The sequence below is a fragment of the Candidatus Marinarcus aquaticus genome, assembly GCF_004116335.1.
Taxonomy (GTDB): domain Bacteria; phylum Campylobacterota; class Campylobacteria; order Campylobacterales; family Arcobacteraceae; genus Marinarcus; species Marinarcus aquaticus.
On sequence record NZ_PDKN01000011.1, the window covers coordinates 18,052 to 34,040 of the forward strand.

General features: G+C 33.9%; 20 protein-coding genes. 12 read left to right on the plus strand and 8 right to left on the minus strand.

Features of this window, described 5'->3' with window-relative positions; all coding sequences use genetic code 11:
• The first annotated feature begins 50 nt into the window (after positions 1-50).
• Positions 51-788 carry a uroporphyrinogen-III C-methyltransferase gene (gene cobA / locus CRV04_RS12030; protein ID WP_128997106.1) on the plus strand — a complete coding sequence of 246 codons (738 nt, stop codon included), beginning with the start codon at positions 51-53 and terminating at the stop codon, positions 786-788.
• 1 nt (position 789) lies between these two features.
• Here the strand turns inward: cobA and CRV04_RS12035 are convergent, their stop codons facing one another.
• The 4 genes from CRV04_RS12035 to CRV04_RS12050 all read right to left on the minus strand — a co-directional run bounded on the left by CRV04_RS12035 (position 790) and on the right by CRV04_RS12050 (position 3,461).
• Entirely contained in the window at positions 790-1,263 is a 474-nt protein-coding gene (locus CRV04_RS12035) for an SEL1-like repeat protein (protein WP_128997107.1), read from the minus strand.
• A 29-nt stretch (positions 1,264-1,292) separates the two neighbouring features.
• Positions 1,293-1,781, minus strand: coding sequence for a type II toxin-antitoxin system antitoxin SocA domain-containing protein (locus CRV04_RS12040; RefSeq protein ID WP_128997108.1), 489 nt, complete (start codon positions 1,779-1,781; stop codon positions 1,293-1,295).
• 221 nt (positions 1,782-2,002) lie between these two features.
• Positions 2,003-2,758 (minus strand): hypothetical protein, encoded by a 756-nt coding sequence (locus CRV04_RS12045; protein ID WP_128997109.1) that lies wholly within the window; start codon positions 2,756-2,758, stop codon positions 2,003-2,005.
• 88 nt (positions 2,759-2,846) lie between these two features.
• Complete coding sequence (locus CRV04_RS12050; RefSeq protein WP_128997110.1) at positions 2,847-3,461, minus strand: acyl carrier protein phosphodiesterase; 615 nt, start codon at positions 3,459-3,461, stop codon at positions 2,847-2,849.
• 88 nt (positions 3,462-3,549) lie between these two features.
• On the opposite strand from CRV04_RS12050, the gene CRV04_RS12055 reads away from it, so the two are divergent.
• Positions 3,550-4,185, plus strand: a complete 636-nt coding sequence (locus CRV04_RS12055) for a LysE family translocator (protein WP_128997111.1) — start codon at positions 3,550-3,552, stop codon at positions 4,183-4,185.
• A gap of 37 nt (positions 4,186-4,222) precedes the next feature.
• Entirely contained in the window at positions 4,223-4,930 is a 708-nt protein-coding gene (locus CRV04_RS12060; protein ID WP_128997112.1) for an NYN domain-containing protein, read from the plus strand.
• A gap of 4 nt (positions 4,931-4,934) precedes the next feature.
• Here CRV04_RS12060 and CRV04_RS12065 read toward each other — a convergent pair whose 3' ends face one another.
• Positions 4,935-5,201 (minus strand): hypothetical protein, encoded by a 267-nt coding sequence (locus CRV04_RS12065; RefSeq protein ID WP_128997113.1) that lies wholly within the window; start codon positions 5,199-5,201, stop codon positions 4,935-4,937.
• Positions 5,202-5,287: 86 nt separating this feature from the next.
• Between CRV04_RS12065 and CRV04_RS12070 the strand changes: the two genes are divergently transcribed.
• The gene (locus CRV04_RS12070; RefSeq protein ID WP_128997114.1) at positions 5,288-5,713 is read left to right on the plus strand and encodes a cupin domain-containing protein; all 426 of its coding nucleotides are present in this window, start codon (positions 5,288-5,290) and stop codon (positions 5,711-5,713) included.
• 29 nt (positions 5,714-5,742) lie between these two features.
• On the opposite strand, the gene CRV04_RS12075 is transcribed toward CRV04_RS12070, so the two are convergent.
• Together CRV04_RS12075 and CRV04_RS12080 are read right to left on the minus strand one after the other, a co-directional pair.
• The gene (locus tag CRV04_RS12075; RefSeq protein WP_128997115.1) at positions 5,743-6,702 is read right to left on the minus strand and encodes a HEAT repeat domain-containing protein; all 960 of its coding nucleotides are present in this window, start codon (positions 6,700-6,702) and stop codon (positions 5,743-5,745) included.
• 128 nt (positions 6,703-6,830) lie between these two features.
• Complete coding sequence (locus CRV04_RS12080) at positions 6,831-7,076, minus strand: ComEA family DNA-binding protein (RefSeq protein WP_128997116.1); 246 nt, start codon at positions 7,074-7,076, stop codon at positions 6,831-6,833.
• 105 nt (positions 7,077-7,181) lie between these two features.
• Here CRV04_RS12080 and CRV04_RS12085 point away from each other — a divergent pair, with 105 nt between their 5' ends.
• Positions 7,182-7,412: a hypothetical protein gene (locus tag CRV04_RS12085; protein WP_128997117.1), complete on the plus strand. Its 231-nt coding sequence runs from the start codon at positions 7,182-7,184 to the stop codon at positions 7,410-7,412.
• Here the strand turns inward: CRV04_RS12085 and CRV04_RS12090 are convergent.
• Positions 7,409-7,903 (minus strand): nucleoside 2-deoxyribosyltransferase, encoded by a 495-nt coding sequence (locus CRV04_RS12090; protein ID WP_128997118.1) that lies wholly within the window; start codon positions 7,901-7,903, stop codon positions 7,409-7,411. The genes CRV04_RS12085 and CRV04_RS12090 overlap by 4 nt on opposite strands.
• An 83-nt stretch (positions 7,904-7,986) precedes the next feature.
• Here CRV04_RS12090 and CRV04_RS12095 point away from each other — a divergent pair, with 83 nt between their 5' ends.
• From CRV04_RS12095 to CRV04_RS12125, 7 genes are all read left to right on the plus strand, one after another.
• Positions 7,987-8,430 carry a protein tyrosine phosphatase family protein gene (locus tag CRV04_RS12095; RefSeq protein WP_128997119.1) on the plus strand — a complete coding sequence of 148 codons (444 nt, stop codon included), beginning with the start codon at positions 7,987-7,989 and terminating at the stop codon, positions 8,428-8,430.
• An 84-nt stretch (positions 8,431-8,514) separates the two neighbouring features.
• On the plus strand, positions 8,515-9,630 hold the full coding sequence (gene metX / locus CRV04_RS12100) for a homoserine O-acetyltransferase MetX (RefSeq protein WP_128997120.1): 1,116 nt from the start codon (positions 8,515-8,517) through the stop codon (positions 9,628-9,630).
• Positions 9,627-9,833, plus strand: coding sequence for an exodeoxyribonuclease VII small subunit (locus tag CRV04_RS12105; RefSeq protein ID WP_128997121.1), 207 nt, complete (start codon positions 9,627-9,629; stop codon positions 9,831-9,833). Before metX ends, CRV04_RS12105 begins: the two co-directional genes overlap by 4 nt.
• A 116-nt stretch (positions 9,834-9,949) precedes the next feature.
• The gene (locus tag CRV04_RS12110; protein WP_128997122.1) at positions 9,950-10,630 is read left to right on the plus strand and encodes a HesA/MoeB/ThiF family protein; all 681 of its coding nucleotides are present in this window, start codon (positions 9,950-9,952) and stop codon (positions 10,628-10,630) included.
• Between the two features lie 142 nt (positions 10,631-10,772).
• Positions 10,773-14,015, plus strand: a complete 3,243-nt coding sequence (gene carB / locus CRV04_RS12115; protein WP_128997123.1) for a carbamoyl-phosphate synthase large subunit — start codon at positions 10,773-10,775, stop codon at positions 14,013-14,015.
• Positions 14,015-14,458, plus strand: a complete 444-nt coding sequence (locus CRV04_RS12120) for a Sua5 YciO YrdC YwlC family protein (RefSeq protein ID WP_128997124.1) — start codon at positions 14,015-14,017, stop codon at positions 14,456-14,458. The genes carB and CRV04_RS12120 overlap by 1 nt, the downstream gene beginning before the upstream one ends.
• A 38-nt stretch (positions 14,459-14,496) precedes the next feature.
• A complete protein-coding gene (locus CRV04_RS12125) occupies positions 14,497-15,783 on the plus strand; it encodes an ATP-binding protein (RefSeq protein WP_128997125.1) in 1,287 nt (428 codons plus the stop codon).
• Positions 15,784-15,989: the final 206 nt, after the last annotated feature.

The window sequence follows — 15,989 nt, forward strand, 5'->3', positions numbered from 1 at the left end:
AAATTGAAACGCTATAATAAACGTATATAGATACAAATGAGAATAATATTATGAGTAAAAAAATATATTTAGTGGGCGCAGGACCAGGGGATATTGAACTGTTGACCATCAAAGGTTTGAATATCTTAAAAAAAGCAGATGTGGTTTTATATGATGCCTTAGTTAATCCAAAAATGCTGGAGTTTTGTAAACAAGATACCCTAAAAATCAATGTGGGAAAAAGAAAAGATTATCATTTAAAAAAACAAGAAGAGATTAATGAACTCATTATCAACTATGCCAAAGAGTATGAAGTTGTAGTACGCCTTAAAGGAGGAACGCCTTTTGTTTTTGGACGAGGCTATGAAGAAGTTCGTGCAATTAAACAAGCAGGATATGAACCTGTGGTAATAAGTGGGGTGAGTTCCACGACGTCTGTACTTGAAAATTTTATGATCCCATCCATTGACAGAGAGTTCAGTGATGCATACAGAACCATTACAGGGCATGACACTCAACGTTTTTCTGAAATTATTACCGCTTTTCATCCCCGAGAAAATTTGGTAATTATGATGGGTGTACACAACTTAGAAAAGATTGTGCATACCCTGTTGGAAAAAGGCTTTCCTAGCAGTATGCCTATTGCCATTTTAAGTCGAGGTACAACCCAAAATGCACAACAACTTCTCTTTACACTTGAAGAGTTGAAACACAAAGAGAAAAGTTTTTTTGAAGAGGCGAAAAAACTTACACCTGCGATTATTTTTGTGGGTGAAACGCTTAATGCAACAAAAGTATTACTTTGTTAACTTAATGGCAGATACTCTTCATGCCATTTTGACACGCTTTTTTTAAAAAGAGGTTTGCTTTTGAGAGATTTTTAGCGGTGGTTAAACCTTGTTGGTAAATAGTAGCAATATTAAAACACCCTTGTTCAAATCCAACTTGACATGTTTTAAAATAGACTCGACGACTCTCTTTGATGATATGTAAAAGTCTGTTTTGTTTCTCATTTGAAAAAGATTTCCAATTGACATGTTGACTTGTTGTGACGATTTTTTCAAACTTATCAAAGCTATAGATATTGAGCTGATTGCTTAAATTCGTGCATGCTTGAACATATTTTTGCAGTTGTGTTTGTTTCTCTTTGTCTTTAATCTCTTTAGGTTGAAAACGACGAGTAAAAAGACTGTAGCTGCATTTACAAATATTGTGAGTGTGACTCTTTTGGCAAGTTCTTAAAAACTCTGGTTTGGTACTTTTTGCTTCAGTGAAACTGAACAAGAACAGGCATAGAAAAAGGAAAAAGCGCATCAAAGAATTACATCACCTTTTGTTGTATTACGAACCTCTTCAAGTTTAAAGCAAGCATTAGCAATATTTCTTGGAGTAGTATCTGCAAAATCTTGAATGATTTTATGAATGGTTTTCATCTCATCTTTTGAAAAGAGTGATTCATCAAACTCTTCTTCCATTTGTAGAAAATCGAGTTCAATATAGTTCTCTTTAGTTTCGATTTCAATGTCCAAATAATCAAGCAGTTCTTGAATCAAAAAGAGACGTTCATCGCTTTCATCCAAATCTTCTTGGTTGGCAATGATATCAAAAATTTCACTTAATATTACAGGTTCTGGGTTTCTTGAAACTTTGACATATTCATCACCAAAAATTTTTTGTCCGCAAAATTTTTGGTGGTTATAATCCATTAAAAAAAGAAGAATGGATACTTTTTTATCATTAAGATGTTTTACTTGTTTGTGAAGCATGTATAAAATAACGTTTGCTACTTTGGTCATATCCATAAGGAGTCCTTGTTTGGTTTGTCGAAGTATACAAAATTATTTAAAATAATTCAAATACGCCAGTGATTGAGTCTGTTTTTATTTAATACAGGCCATATAAGCACGATAATTTTGAATGAAAAAGGTTAAAATACTCTTTTAAGTTTTTTATAATGCTGTTCGTTAGTGCAGGTATTTCATCTAAGAGGAGTTCTCCTCTTAGATAGTAGTAAAAATCAATTTTATGCTAAAAGGTGTAAATGTGAACTATTATTTACTACAGAACTTAATTGTCCTTTATCACCATAGATTGATGAACTGCTAGGCTCTTTTATAGTTATATCTGCATTTTCAAGTTCTAAGGCTTGCTTTACATACTTAATGAGCTTACTGCTGTCACTATTATTCATATAATCTTCCATTGAAGCTAAAAAGTTTTTTTCAAACTCTTTATCCGCTTTTAATTTATCGGTGAGTTTATTAAAATCAATCTCTGCATCTGTGTTTTTAAGATCAAATGTTATGTCAGCACTTTTAAAAGAGTTGCTTTTGTATGAAGTGTATGTATATCGTAAACTCATACCCGTTGTCTCTTTTGTGCCTTGTCTTGTATAGTTCTCATCATCCCAAGGTAAGTGAGTAGTGGTTTCCTCTACTTTTGTAAAAATACCGTAAGTACCCGTAACTTGGTCTTTGTCATTTACGATATCTATAGAGTCATTGGTCAATTTTGATAGTGAAAATTTTCCAGAACCATCAATGCCTCTTTCGTAATCTTTAATAATATCTGAGACTTTATTAAGACCAATTGCTGCATTTTTCAACCAAGGATTTTCTTCTAATTGTTTATGAGTAGGAGTATACTCTTTTCTCTCTTCCTCTACTTTTGCTTGAGCTTTTCTGATGGCATTAAATGTATCTTTGTCTACTCTTGTAGGTTCAGGAAGCTCTTGTACTTCTCCAAAAATTCGCGTGTGATAAGTGCTGTTTACTTGCATGATTTATCCTTTTATCTATATTTAAGAATTGTATAATCAATATCTTTAGGTTCAGCTTAAATGAATAGTCATTCAAGTATAAAATAAATTAAATACGCCAGTGATTGAGTCTGTTTTCATTTAATAAAGGCTTTATATGCCAACACAGTTGAGGGAAAAAAGCTAAAAAATCCTCTTCAATCTTTTCAATATTTTCTTTAACGGCATCATAGTAATGTGTAGCATTGTCGCGGTTGAGTACTCTTTGTGAAACTTTTTTGTCAACTCTTTGAAAAGCTTCATGTAACTGGTTGAGTGTTTGGTATTGGTGCAAAATTTCAAACTCGACCATTCTTTGCAGAGGTATTTGTACTTTTAAAGGAAGAGTGGGCAAAACTCTTTTTGCTTCATTATGATAGGTATTTAAAAACTCTTTAAGTGGGATATTACAAAAACGTTCCCAGTTTTTTGTCAATAAATAATCATATGTTAAATCAATCACAATGCCTCTTAAAAGTCCACTTGATTTAAGGCGTTGCTTACTTTGTAAAAAAAGAGGATGTTTGTCTGTATAGGAGTCGATACATATATGTGTTTGCATCCCTTTACGTATGGCATTATTTGCATTCTCCCAAGCTCTTGCTTTTAAAGGGTCGGCTAAATAGTTTGCAATTTGAAAGTCGATATCTTGCTCCGATAAAAAGATATGTGCCAGCCAATTCATAATGCTCCTTGATATTTCTATTTTAACATATTATTTGGGAGTGTGACGAATAAAGAGTATAATACATCACTTTATATCAGGAGTCCTTATGAATATGGAACTGCTTTTAGCTTATACCGTTGTAGCTTTTTTTTATGTCACAAGCCCAGGTCCTGCCATTTTTTTAGCCATTGCCAATGGTTTACGTTCCGATATGCCTACTGTGGCAATCTCTTCAAGTGCTAATGTATTGGGGCTTTTTATTTTATCAACGGCTTCTATTTTAGGTTTGGGTGTGATTATCACAACATCTGCAACACTGTTCATGATTGTAAAAGTTATAGGAGCACTCTATTTAATCTACTTAGGTGTGAAGTTTTTACGTTCTAATACGCAGATTAATATGAGCAATTGTGAAACAAAAGTGATTCAAAAAAGTAAAAAATCTTACTTTTCTGAAGCCTTTTTTTTAGCGGTGACTAATCCGAAACCCATACTGTTTTTTACTGCCATTTTTCCTCAGTTTTTAGATATTCATAAAAATATCACAGAACAATTTTTTGTGATGACTTTGATTTTTTTATGTATCTCTTTTTGTTCTCTTTGCACTTATGCATATATCGCTCGACGTTCAAAAATGTGGTTGACACAACAAAGCAGAATGGATTGGTTTCATAAGCTCACGGGTGGTCTGTTTATTGCCATGGGCATTGGATTGTTGCAGCTTAAGAATAAAATGAATTAATACAGGTAGAATACACCATATCAAATGAGGATAATGTTTGGAAAATAATAAAAAAATAGCAATGTTTATTGATGCAGACAATGCACCTGCAAAAAAGATTGACACCGTTCTTTCAGAGTTAGCGTTGCGTGGTGTGGTCAATATTCGAAAAGCGTATGGAAACTGGAAAAATCAAACGCTTCAATCTTGGGTGGATGTGTTGCATGAACATGCCATTCAACCTGTACAACAGTTTGATTTAACCAAAGGCAAAAATGCTACAGATATGGCCTTGGTGATTGATGTTATGGACATACTTTATACCAAAGATATTGACATTATCTGTTTGGTCTCTTCTGATTGTGACTTCACACCATTAGTCACACGTGCATTGGCCGATGGAAAATTTGTGATTGGTTTTGGAGAGCGAAAAACACCCGATGCTTTTGCAAACAGTTGTTCACACTTTTTATATTTGGATGAAGAGAAAAAGTGTGATAATGAAGAGAAGTGTGAAGTCAACCTCAAAGGAAATACAAAACTTATTAATTTGCTTCGACAAGCCATTGAGAGTGTAGAAGAGGAAGATGGTTGGGCACGACTTGATAGAATAGGCCAACATATCTCTAACCACGCATCGTTTGACCAGCGAAACTATGGCTTTAAAAAACTCAGTGATTTGTTTGGGGCAATTGATCTGTTTGAAATGAAAAAAGAGGGACCTAAGTCGTTGTGGTTCAGAGACAGAAGAAGAGGAAAGAATTAACCGACTAAAAGTCAGGTTGATTCTCTGCTCTCATATCTTCAAGCCCTTCTAAAATGTCTATGGCATCTTGCTCTTTTAGATTATTATGCTCAATATCCAAAATGACTTCATCAAAATAGAGTTTGACTTGTTTCATATAATCGAGTTCTTCTTGAAGTGTTTTACTGTTTTTCTTTTTAGCCAGTTGCTCTTCAAGTTCTTTGATATCTTGAGCAACTTCAATAAGTACATCTTCTTTTAACAGTGTTTCGAGCTCTTTGATTTTATCCATAACGATCCTTTGTATATGTGAAACTATACAAGTTTTTTATTTAAAAGAGAATAGACTTAGGATATTAAATTATTTTAGGAGGCATTATGGTTCGGCAATTACTTTTATACTTAGTAATTATTACGACGGTTTCAATAAATGGGTTTGCACATGAAGCAAGTGAAGTATTGCACGTAGAAACTTTGGCAAAATCAACGAAAAGTTGGAATGGTGTTGCTTTGCCGTCATACCCCAAAGGGCAACCTGAGGTGACGATTTTAAATATTACAATTCCGCCTCACTCAAAGTTGGTTTGGCATAAACATCCTGTGATTAATGCAGGGGTTTTACTTAGCGGAGAGTTGAGTGTCATCAGTGAGAAGGGAGAGACCTTAGAACTCAAAAAAGGAGAGAGCATCGTTGAACTTGTCAACACTTGGCATTATGGTGAAAACAGAGGGGATATCCCTGCACAAATAATGGTGTTTTATGCAGGAACAACAGATTTACCAATTACTGTAAAAAAAGAGTAAACGTAAGCATCTGTATGTACAATCTTAAATCACTCTAAATAGAGGTTAATTGTATTTAAATACCACTCTTCTTCAATAGAAGAGGGGCTTATTAGTTTTTGTTTCTCTTGTTGTAAGAAATGAATAGATGAAGTTGTTTGTATGTCACCAATTGATTTTAATGCCATAAGTTTATCTGACCAGTATTTTGATGTATAGTATATATTTACGAGTTCCTTTAAATAAGTCTCTCCTCCTAATAAACCAAGTGTACCAATTGAGGCAATTCGTACATATTCATCTGGATTATCAACAAGATTTAAAAGAAATGGAAGCGCATTTTTATTGTTTGAAAACCCTAATGCATATACTTTCTTATATATATCGTTATCTTTGTTTTTTAATCCTAAATCTATTTTATTTTGTATTTTTTGTATTGTTGAGTTATCCAAAGAAAAACCATAGATTGTTTTATTCAGTTTTGCTACGGCTTCTCTAAAAAGTATGGTTATTGCATCATTGTAGCACGCATCAATAATTGGTTCCACTCCTGCAACTTGAAATTTAGCTCGTTTAACTAAAGAAACAATTGGTTTGTTTTTATATGTTAATTTTAACGTTGAAAGAGTAACTGTTGGTACATATGCATTTTTTCTATACGTTAAAATTGAAAAATCATCAAGTACAATTTTCTCATGAGATGCTGCATTTAAAGAAAGTGGAAGGGAACGAGCCGATAACTCTTTTTCTAAATTTTCTTTTACAAAATTGTAACCGTTAATTCTTTGATTTCTATAATGCAGTAAAAAAACTTTTTTAAATATTCCTGTTTCTACAGTGTGATTTTCTTGAAGGCCATTTACTAATGCTAAACTTTTTTCACTTTTTTTATTGATCAAAAAAGAATGCTTTGAAGGTATCACCTCATTAACTGGTATTTTAACTGTACAGCCCGTCATAAATATTATAGTTAAAGAACATGATAGTGTATATATTAATCTCTTTTTCATTTTTATCCTTAATTATTTAATTGTTACTATAACAACATTTTTCTGTTAAAATGTTTTAACAAAATAAAAAAGCCCACCTAACGTTTAGTTAGGCAGGCTTAAAGGGAATCCATCACATTAAAAAAGAGTTATTTACATTGTGAGAGTTCAATCATATTCTCATTTTTTTGTAGCAAACCTTTTCCGATGCCTTTTACTTTAAGAAGCTCCTCTTTACTTTTAAAACACTTATGTTCACTTCTGTATTGAACAATCATTTCAGTTTTCGCTGCACCAATACCTTTGAGTTGCATTAACTCTTCAGCACTTGCATTGTTAATATCCACTGCAAAAAGTGATGCACAAAAAAGCATCATTCCTAAAAGTAATTTCATGTTATCTCCTTAAAGTAAAATATCACATTATTGTGAATATTTGATTAATAGTCGCTTAAAAGTAATTAATTCTGTTATTTTATGGGAATGAAAAATGCATAGTAAATGAAAAAAAGAGAGATCATGGCATTTAATCCCGATGAATTTTTTTCAACCATTACTGTAGGTGATATTATCTCAAAATTTAAACATCTTAAAACAATTGATTTTAAGGAAGTGAGTTTGAACACAGAATTGATTAAACTCAATTATGAAGTGGTTTCTAAAGAGTATACAGATTTTGAATTCAGTGATATTGAACAATACGCAAGATTTGAAATTGATGAGATTGTTTAATCTAAGAGTTTAAGACAATCTTCAAAGCTTCCAAATACCATTTTATCCACACTGCAAGCAACCATAAGATTAATGGGGTAATCAAAATCTTCAATGACCATGTTATTTTTGTCCACGTAGGTATCATTGATCAGTTGCTTTTCCTCTTTTTTGAAAGTGTCCAAATAGCTTTTCTTTTCTTGCATGTAACCCAATACGTGTTTGCCTAAAGCTTTGGCGTATCCACACTCCCAAACCGTACCTGAGTCTGCCTCTTTGCCTCTAAAAGCATTGAGATTTGCAATGACAATATCTGCTTCATGAATGAGTTTGACATTGGCTTTGTAAATGTCGTGTGCAATTTTGTTTTTACTTTGACTAAAATCAACCACATTATCCAAAGGATACAAACCTTGGTATCCATACTTGTGGCATAATTGAGTGTAGTGTTGACCGATTTGTATGGAGTCTTGTTTAAAGACATCAAATCCTGCTATGTATATCTTTTTCATGAAAACATTATACTTGAATTAATCTGATGAATTTATCTTTAAATAAGAAAGATAACCGTAAGATATGAAAAAAGGGGAGTATGATGCATAAAATATTAAACTACATTCAAGTGAACAATAATATTGCAACTTCAGGACAACCCACACCCAAACAGTTTGAAGAGATTGCCAATGCAAAGTATGAAATCGTTATTAATTTAGCGCTGAGTACCTCTTCAAATGCCATTAAAGATGAAGACAAAATTGTCAGTGAGTTGGGTATGACCTATATTCATATTCCTGTAGATTTTGAAGAGCCTTCAAAAGAGCACTTAAAACAGTTTTTACGAATACTTGCCAGTTTAGATGAACGAAAAGTATGGATTCATTGTGCGTTGAATTATCGGGTCAGTGCCTTTATGTATGTTTTTCATAAATACATCTATCAAACTCCATTTGATGAGATTGATCTTACACTGCTTGAAGAGTGGTGTCCCAATACAAAATGGCAAGAACTCATGAAAATCACTCCAGATGAACTTGAGTAAAAGGGCACCTCTTACTAGATGCCCATATACCACTTTTAGATTATTTTTGTTAAAATAACTCAATTTAATAATGATGGATTTTAATTGGATTTAAATATACAAACACTTACCGCTAAATTTAATACTCCGTTACACTTAGAGAGCGGTCGAATTTTAGAAAGCTATAAAACCAGATATGAAACCTATGGGACACTCAATGAAGACAAAAGCAACGTGATTGTGATTTGTCATGCATTAAGTGGTTCACACCACGCTGCAGGTCGTTACCAAGATGAAGCCAAACCGGGATGGTGGGATAACTTTATAGGACCAGGGAAAACAATAGATACTGAAAAATATTTTGTAATTTGCTCCAATAACTTGGGTTCTTGTTTTGGTTCAACCTCTCCTATGAGCATTGAACCACGTACAAATAAAGCCTACCGATTTAAATTTCCTGTATTGACGATTTCAGATGTGGTTAAAGCACAAATGCAACTCTATAAACATTTAGGTATAGAACATGTGAAAGCCGTGATTGGTGGTAGTATGGGTGGAATGCAAGCACTGTGTTACTCCATTGAGTATCCTACTTTTGCAGATACCTATATTGCGATGGCAACCACTGCTTATACACGACCTTGGGCGATTGCTTTGAATAAAATTGCCATTGAAGCCATACGTCATGATCCTGCCTTTAAAAATGGGATGTATGAAAAAGGCGATTTAATTGCTGAATCACTTCCGGGACTTGCCATTGGACGAATGGCAGGTCTGATTGCATATGTGGGACCAAACTCAATGAACAACAAGTTTGGACGAAATTATGCCCACACAGATGGTTTGTATGAACTCTTTGGTCGATTTGAAGTAGAACGATATTTAGAATACAACGCATACAATTTTCCAAAGATTTTTGACCCCTTGTCATATCTTTATATTTGTAAGACCATGAATATCTTTGATGCTTCACGAGGAAGTGATAAGCTTCCTGATTCTTTAGCAAATGTTCAAAGAAAGCTGCATCTGATTTCATTTTCTGATGATGTGTTGTTCTTCCCTGAAGAGATGGAAGAGATACGAGATATTATGATTGAACTGGGAAAAGAGGATTTAGTGACCTATAAAAAGATTGAGAGTGAACATGGACACGACTCCTTCTTAGTGGAAGTGGATAAATTCAGTGACCACGTAAAAGCAATTTTAAAGGAAATAGAGTGAGTGATACCCCCGTAAATGAAGAAGAAGCAGTCAGTTTTGAGAAAAAATTGGAAAACTCAAAAGCATTGTTAAACAAACTCATTGACCCAGAAATTACTCTTTCAGACTCAGTTGAAGTTTACAAAGCGGGTATGAAAGAGTTAAGCGAAGCACAAAAACTTCTGGAAGAAGCTAAACTGGAGTTTGAAGAACTCAATAAATAAACCCAACTAAAATAGTTGGGTATTGTTTGATGCTTGTCAAACAATTTTAAAGAAATTCTGCTATTATTACAATACAAAACAATAAATAAACTCTACTTATTTAGTAAGGATTAAAAATGAATGAAGCACATGAATATTTTAACAGACAAATTAAACTTTGGGGTGAAGCAACACAAGATTCATTGGCTTCAAAAAAGGTCGCCATCATAGGAAGTGGTGGTCTGGGGTGTTCTTTAGGGATTGCTTTGGGTGCCAGTGGAATTGGTGAATTTTCTTTTGTCGATTTTGATGAAGTGGGTGTACACAATATTCACCGTCAAATTGGTTTTAAAGTAGGAGATGATGGAAAGTATAAATCAGAAGTTTTAAAAGAGCTGGTTGAGTCTCGTTGTCCATATACAAAGGTGACCACTTATACTGAAGGTTTTGAAGATTTTGCCAAGCGGAATTTAGAGTTTGACCTAATCATTGATGCAACAGACAATCTTCCAACACGTGCAGCAATTAACGAGTACTGTATGAGTAAAAACCAACCTTGGATTTATGGAAGCGTGGAGGAGTTTCATGGACAAGTCTGCTTCTTTGAAGAGGCCTCATATGAAGCAGTTTTCCAAATAAATGACAGAAAACCTAATGGAATTGCGTGTCCAATCGTGATGCACATTGCTTCACTTCAAGCCAATTTGGCCATAAGATATCTAACAGGATTGAGTGTTAAAAAAGATGTTTTATACTACATCTCTTTCAACGAAGAAGGCGAATACACTACAAAGAAATTTAACCTTCCTAAACAGTAAGCCACCCTTTGGTGTCTTGCTTGAATGTAACGAAACACACTATAAAATCGAACTTCTTTTTAACCCCTTTAAATCTAACATTTTTTTAAGCACTTTTTGGATAAAATAATCAAATTTTTAAATACACAAACAGGGAAATTTAATGCCAAAAAGAGAAGACATAAAATCTATTTTACTTATCGGTTCAGGGCCAATTGTCATTGGTCAAGCGTGTGAATTTGACTATTCAGGTACACAAGCAACAAAAACATTAAAAGAGCTTGGATACAGAGTTGTTCTGATCAATTCAAACCCAGCTACGATTATGACAGACCCAGAATTTGCAGATAAAACATACATTGAACCTATCACAGAAGAGGTGGTAGCAAAAATAATTGAAAAAGAGAATATTGACGCAATTTTACCAACAATGGGTGGTCAAACTGCACTGAATGTTGCTACTTCTATGTATGATAAAGGGATGTTAAAAGATGTTAAGTTTTTAGGGGCAAATCCAGAAGCAATTAAAAAGGGTGAAGACAGACATCTTTTTAATGAAGCAATGATTAAAATTGGTATGGACTTACCAAAGAGTAAAAATGCATATACGCTAGAAGAAGCAATTGAAGTTGCAAAAGAGATTGGTTTTCCTGTAATCAGTCGAGCTTCATTTACACTTGCTGGTGGTGGGTCAGGTGTGGCTTACAATATGGAAGAGTTTAAAGCTTTGGCTGAAGCTGGAATTGACGCAAGTCCAATCAACGAAATTGAAATCATGGAATCAATGCTTGGTTGGAAAGAGTACGAGATGGAGGTTATCAGAGACCATAAAGATAACTGTATCATCGTATGTTCAATTGAGAACTTAGACCCAATGGGAGTACACACAGGTGATTCTATCACGATTGCACCTGCATTGACACTCACAGATAAAGAGTATCAAGCCATGAGAAATGCTTCATTTGCAATTCTAAGAGAGATTGGTGTCGATACTGGGGGGTCAAACGTACAGTTTGCTATCAATCCTGAAACAGGTCGAATGATTGTTATTGAGATGAATCCAAGAGTTTCAAGAAGTTCTGCATTGGCTTCTAAAGCGACGGGTTATCCTATTGCAAAAGTGGCGACACTTCTTGCAGTTGGGTTTACGTTAGATGAAATTACAAATGATATTACAGGAACTGCTGCATCATTTGAACCAGTGATTGACTACATCGTGACAAAAGTGCCTCGATTTACTTTTGAAAAATTCCCTAAAGCAGATTCAACCCTTTCAACTGGTATGAAATCAGTGGGTGAAGCCATGGCGATTGGTCGAACATTTAATGAATCAATTCAAAAAGCGCTGTGCTCTATGGAGACCGGACTGATTGGTTTTGACATGATTGAATCAGACTTAGACTTCATCAAAAAAGAAATCAGACGACCAAATGACTCTCGAATGTTATACGTAATGCAAGGTATGAGAGAGGGATTAACAAACGAAGAAATTTTTGAATTGTGTGCAATTGACCCATGGTTCTTAAGTAAATTCAGAGAAATCTATGAGTTAGAGCAATCAATCACACCAGCACTTTTAAGTGATGCAAAAGCAATGAGAAACATCAAATCAAATGGTTTCTCGGATAAGATGATTGCAAAACTGCTTGGAAAATCTGAAGAGGATATTTATGAAGCACGAAAAGCATTGGGGGTTGATTTTGAATACAATGAAGTAGATACGTGTGCGGCTGAGTTTAAAGCATTAACTCCTTACCTTTACTCTACAACAAACATCTCTATCTTACCAGAAGTTAAAAAACCAGAGAGCGATGAGAAGAAAGTTCTTATCATCGGTGGTGGACCAAACAGAATTGGTCAAGGGATTGAGTTTGACTACTGTTGTGTACACGCCTCATTTGCTTTGAATGAAATGGGTGTAAAAACCATCATGTACAACTGTAACCCTGAAACAGTCTCAACCGATTATGATACATCCGATGTACTCTATTTTGAACCAATTGATTTTGAACACGTACGAAGTGTAGTAGAACAAGAGCAACCAGATGGTGTTATTGTACACTTTGGTGGACAAACACCACTTAAACTAGCAAATGCTTTAACCGATGCGGGAGCTAAAATCATTGGTACGACTGCTGAAGTAATTGACTTAGCTGAAGACAGAGAAAAATTCTCAAGTTTTGTTACAAAAGCAGGGTTACTACAACCAGACAATGGAACAGCAGTTACTTTTGAACAAGCAGTGACCATTGCAGAAAAGATTGGTTACCCAGTACTTGTACGACCATCATTTGTTTTAGGTGGACGAGGTATGAAGATTGTTTACTCTACTGAAGAGTTGAAACAGTACATGGATGAAGCAGTATCGGTTTCAAATGATGCACCTGTACTTATTGACAAATTCCTTGATCGTGCAATCGAGCTTGATGTAGATTGTATTTGTGATGGGAAAGAGGTCTATATTGGTGGAATTATGCAACATATTGAAGAAGCAGGTGTTCACTCAGGTGACTCAGCTTGTTCATTGCCTCCTGTGTCTATCTCTGATGAGTTAATCAAAGAGTTAGAAGAGAAAACAAAAGCGATGGCTTTAGGACTAGGTGTTGTTGGTTTAATGAACACACAATACGCAATTCATAAAGGGCAAATTTACTTAATTGAAGTAAACCCAAGAGCTTCACGAACAGTACCATTTGTTTCTAAAGCAACAGGAATGCCTTTAGCAAAAGTAGCCACTCGTGTTATGTGGGGTGAGCCTTTAAGAGAAGCGTTAGCAGTATATGACAAAAACATTGTGTTTGAAGAGAACGGAGTACTTAAACCACGATTGAAAAACCACGTTGCTGTTAAAGAAGCGGTTTTTCCATTTAATAAACTCAATGGTGCTGACCTTATTTTAAGTCCTGAAATGAAATCAACAGGTGAGGTTATGGGTATTGCAGATAACTTTGGTATTGCGTTTGCAAAATCTCAAAGTGCAGCTAAAAACAGTTTAGCTACTGAAGGTAAAGTATTTATCTCTTTATGTGATTTGGATAAAGAGTTTGCGCCAGTGATTGCAAGAGGATTGATTGAACAAGGATTAACTCTTGTTGCTACAGGTGGAACACATAAAATCATCAGTGACTCTGGTATTGAGTGTGAGAAAGTACTGAAAGTAAGTGAAGGTCGACCAAACATCATTGACCACTTAACCAACGGTGAAATTGCCATGGCAATCAATACCACAGATGAAAAAGAGCTCTCTAAAGATGACGGACGAGATATCAGAAGAACGGTTCTAAAAATGAACGTACCATACTTTACAACGGTTGCTGCAGCTTTACCAGCTGTTGAGGCAATCAAAGAGATTAAAGCAGGTAACGCAAGCAATGTGAAGTCTATCCAAGACTTTTTAAATGACTGATGGACTCAAAACAAGTCTATTTAGCTCAAACGGATACAACGGTTGGTTTTTTATCACAAGATGATGAAAAGCTCAGCCGCATCAAACAACGTCCCACAACACAAAAAATTCTTCAAGTTGTGAACTCTTTTGCCACATTAAACTTCCAAGTTCGCATTCCTAAGAAGTATCGTAAAATGGTTAGAAATGCAAAAAAGACAACATTTATTTATCCTAACGGTGAGTCTTACAGAGTTGTACCTTATACAAGTGCTCATCATGACTTTGTAAAAAAATTTAATGTCATATACTCCACTTCTGCCAACCGCACCTCTCATGCTTTTGAAAAAAGTTATGCGCTAAAACATGCAAATATCATTGTTGAAGATAAAAATCAACTTTTTGAAACAAACTCTTCACAGATAATTAAGTTTTCTTGTAATAAAATAAAAAAGTTAAGATAAAAATTATATTTTAATTAAATAATCTCATAGGGTATTCCATGTTTTTAAACAGAAGACGAGAATTAGAGCAGTTAGAGGCAGACTACAAATTACCAACTTCTACTTTGGTTTTTCTTTTTGGAAGAAAACAAGTGGGGAAAACCGCATTGATTAATGAGTATACAAAAAATAAAGATACCATTTATCTCTCTTGTATAGAGATTCTTTCCAAGCTTTTGTTTGAAAATTTTACAGCTATTATCAGTAAATATTTCAATAAAAATATGGCACAAACCGCTTCGTTCAGTACTTTTTTAGAAATTTTAAGCAGTTGTGATATCAAAAGAAAGACAGTCGTTGTTTTAGATAATTTTCAAAATTTAACAAAAATAGAAAAAGATGCTTTGGCCGTTTTATATAAAGTTTGGAATAAAAAACTGAAACAAAAAAACATACAACTGATCATCAGCACATCAATTAATTCAAGTTTGCCTGAAGACAGAAAAGTGTATGAGAGTGCCAATGCTCAAATTGTTTTAAAATCACTTCATTTTACTGTGATTAAAGACATCATTAAAGATGTCTCTAAAAATGATTTGATGTATATTTATGCTTCGTTGGGTACAAATATAAAATACCTTCAACAATACAATATAAAAAAAGATTTTGTTCTGAATTTAAAAGAGATTTTTTTAAATCCCAACAGTGATATTTTTCATGATGGTCTGAATATTGTGAAAAATGATCTAAGTGAGATAGGAACTTATTCTTCTATATTGTATGCCATTGCAAAAGGAAATTCTAAAATAGGAGATATTGCTTCATTTTTAGATGTAAAGTCATCATATTTGACACGATATTTACAAAAATTGGTTGATATGATGATCATTGCCAAACAAGTTCCAATCACAGATGATCCTTCTAAAAGTAAATTTGGGCGTTATAGAATTGAAGACAACTATTTAAAGTTTTGGTTTGCCTATATTTATCCCAACATGTCTCAGCTTAATAAACATGACACCTACAGTGTCTTAAATCAAATACGAACAACTTATAGTAAACAGATGGTTCATCCTGCATACAAAAACTATATTTTTGAGCTTATTAATAATGCGCCAGAACAGTTTTTAAGTTTTACTCCAATAAAGATTGGTCGATGGTGGAACAACAAAGACAAAGAGATTGATATTGTTGCATATAATAACAGTGAGATTACGTTTATTGATTGTAAATGGAGAACAAAAGAGACGGCTTCTCAATCGTATGAAATCTTAAAACAAAAATCCAGACTTTTTGATACAGTATTAAATAAAAATTTTATAATCTTTTCTAAAACAGCTCATTAATTCTAAGAAATTCCTATGCCACATGTTTTGTACATGTGGTAAACTCCCAATAATCCATGTTTTGTATAACAGTTTTAATTATGTTTGTTTACATAATAAATAACGTTTTTTTTATAAATTTCTTTTTTGTGACCACCAAATTAAGTTTGAGCTAACACTACCTGACATAAAATTAATATAGAGAAGATTAACTTTACATTAAGGAA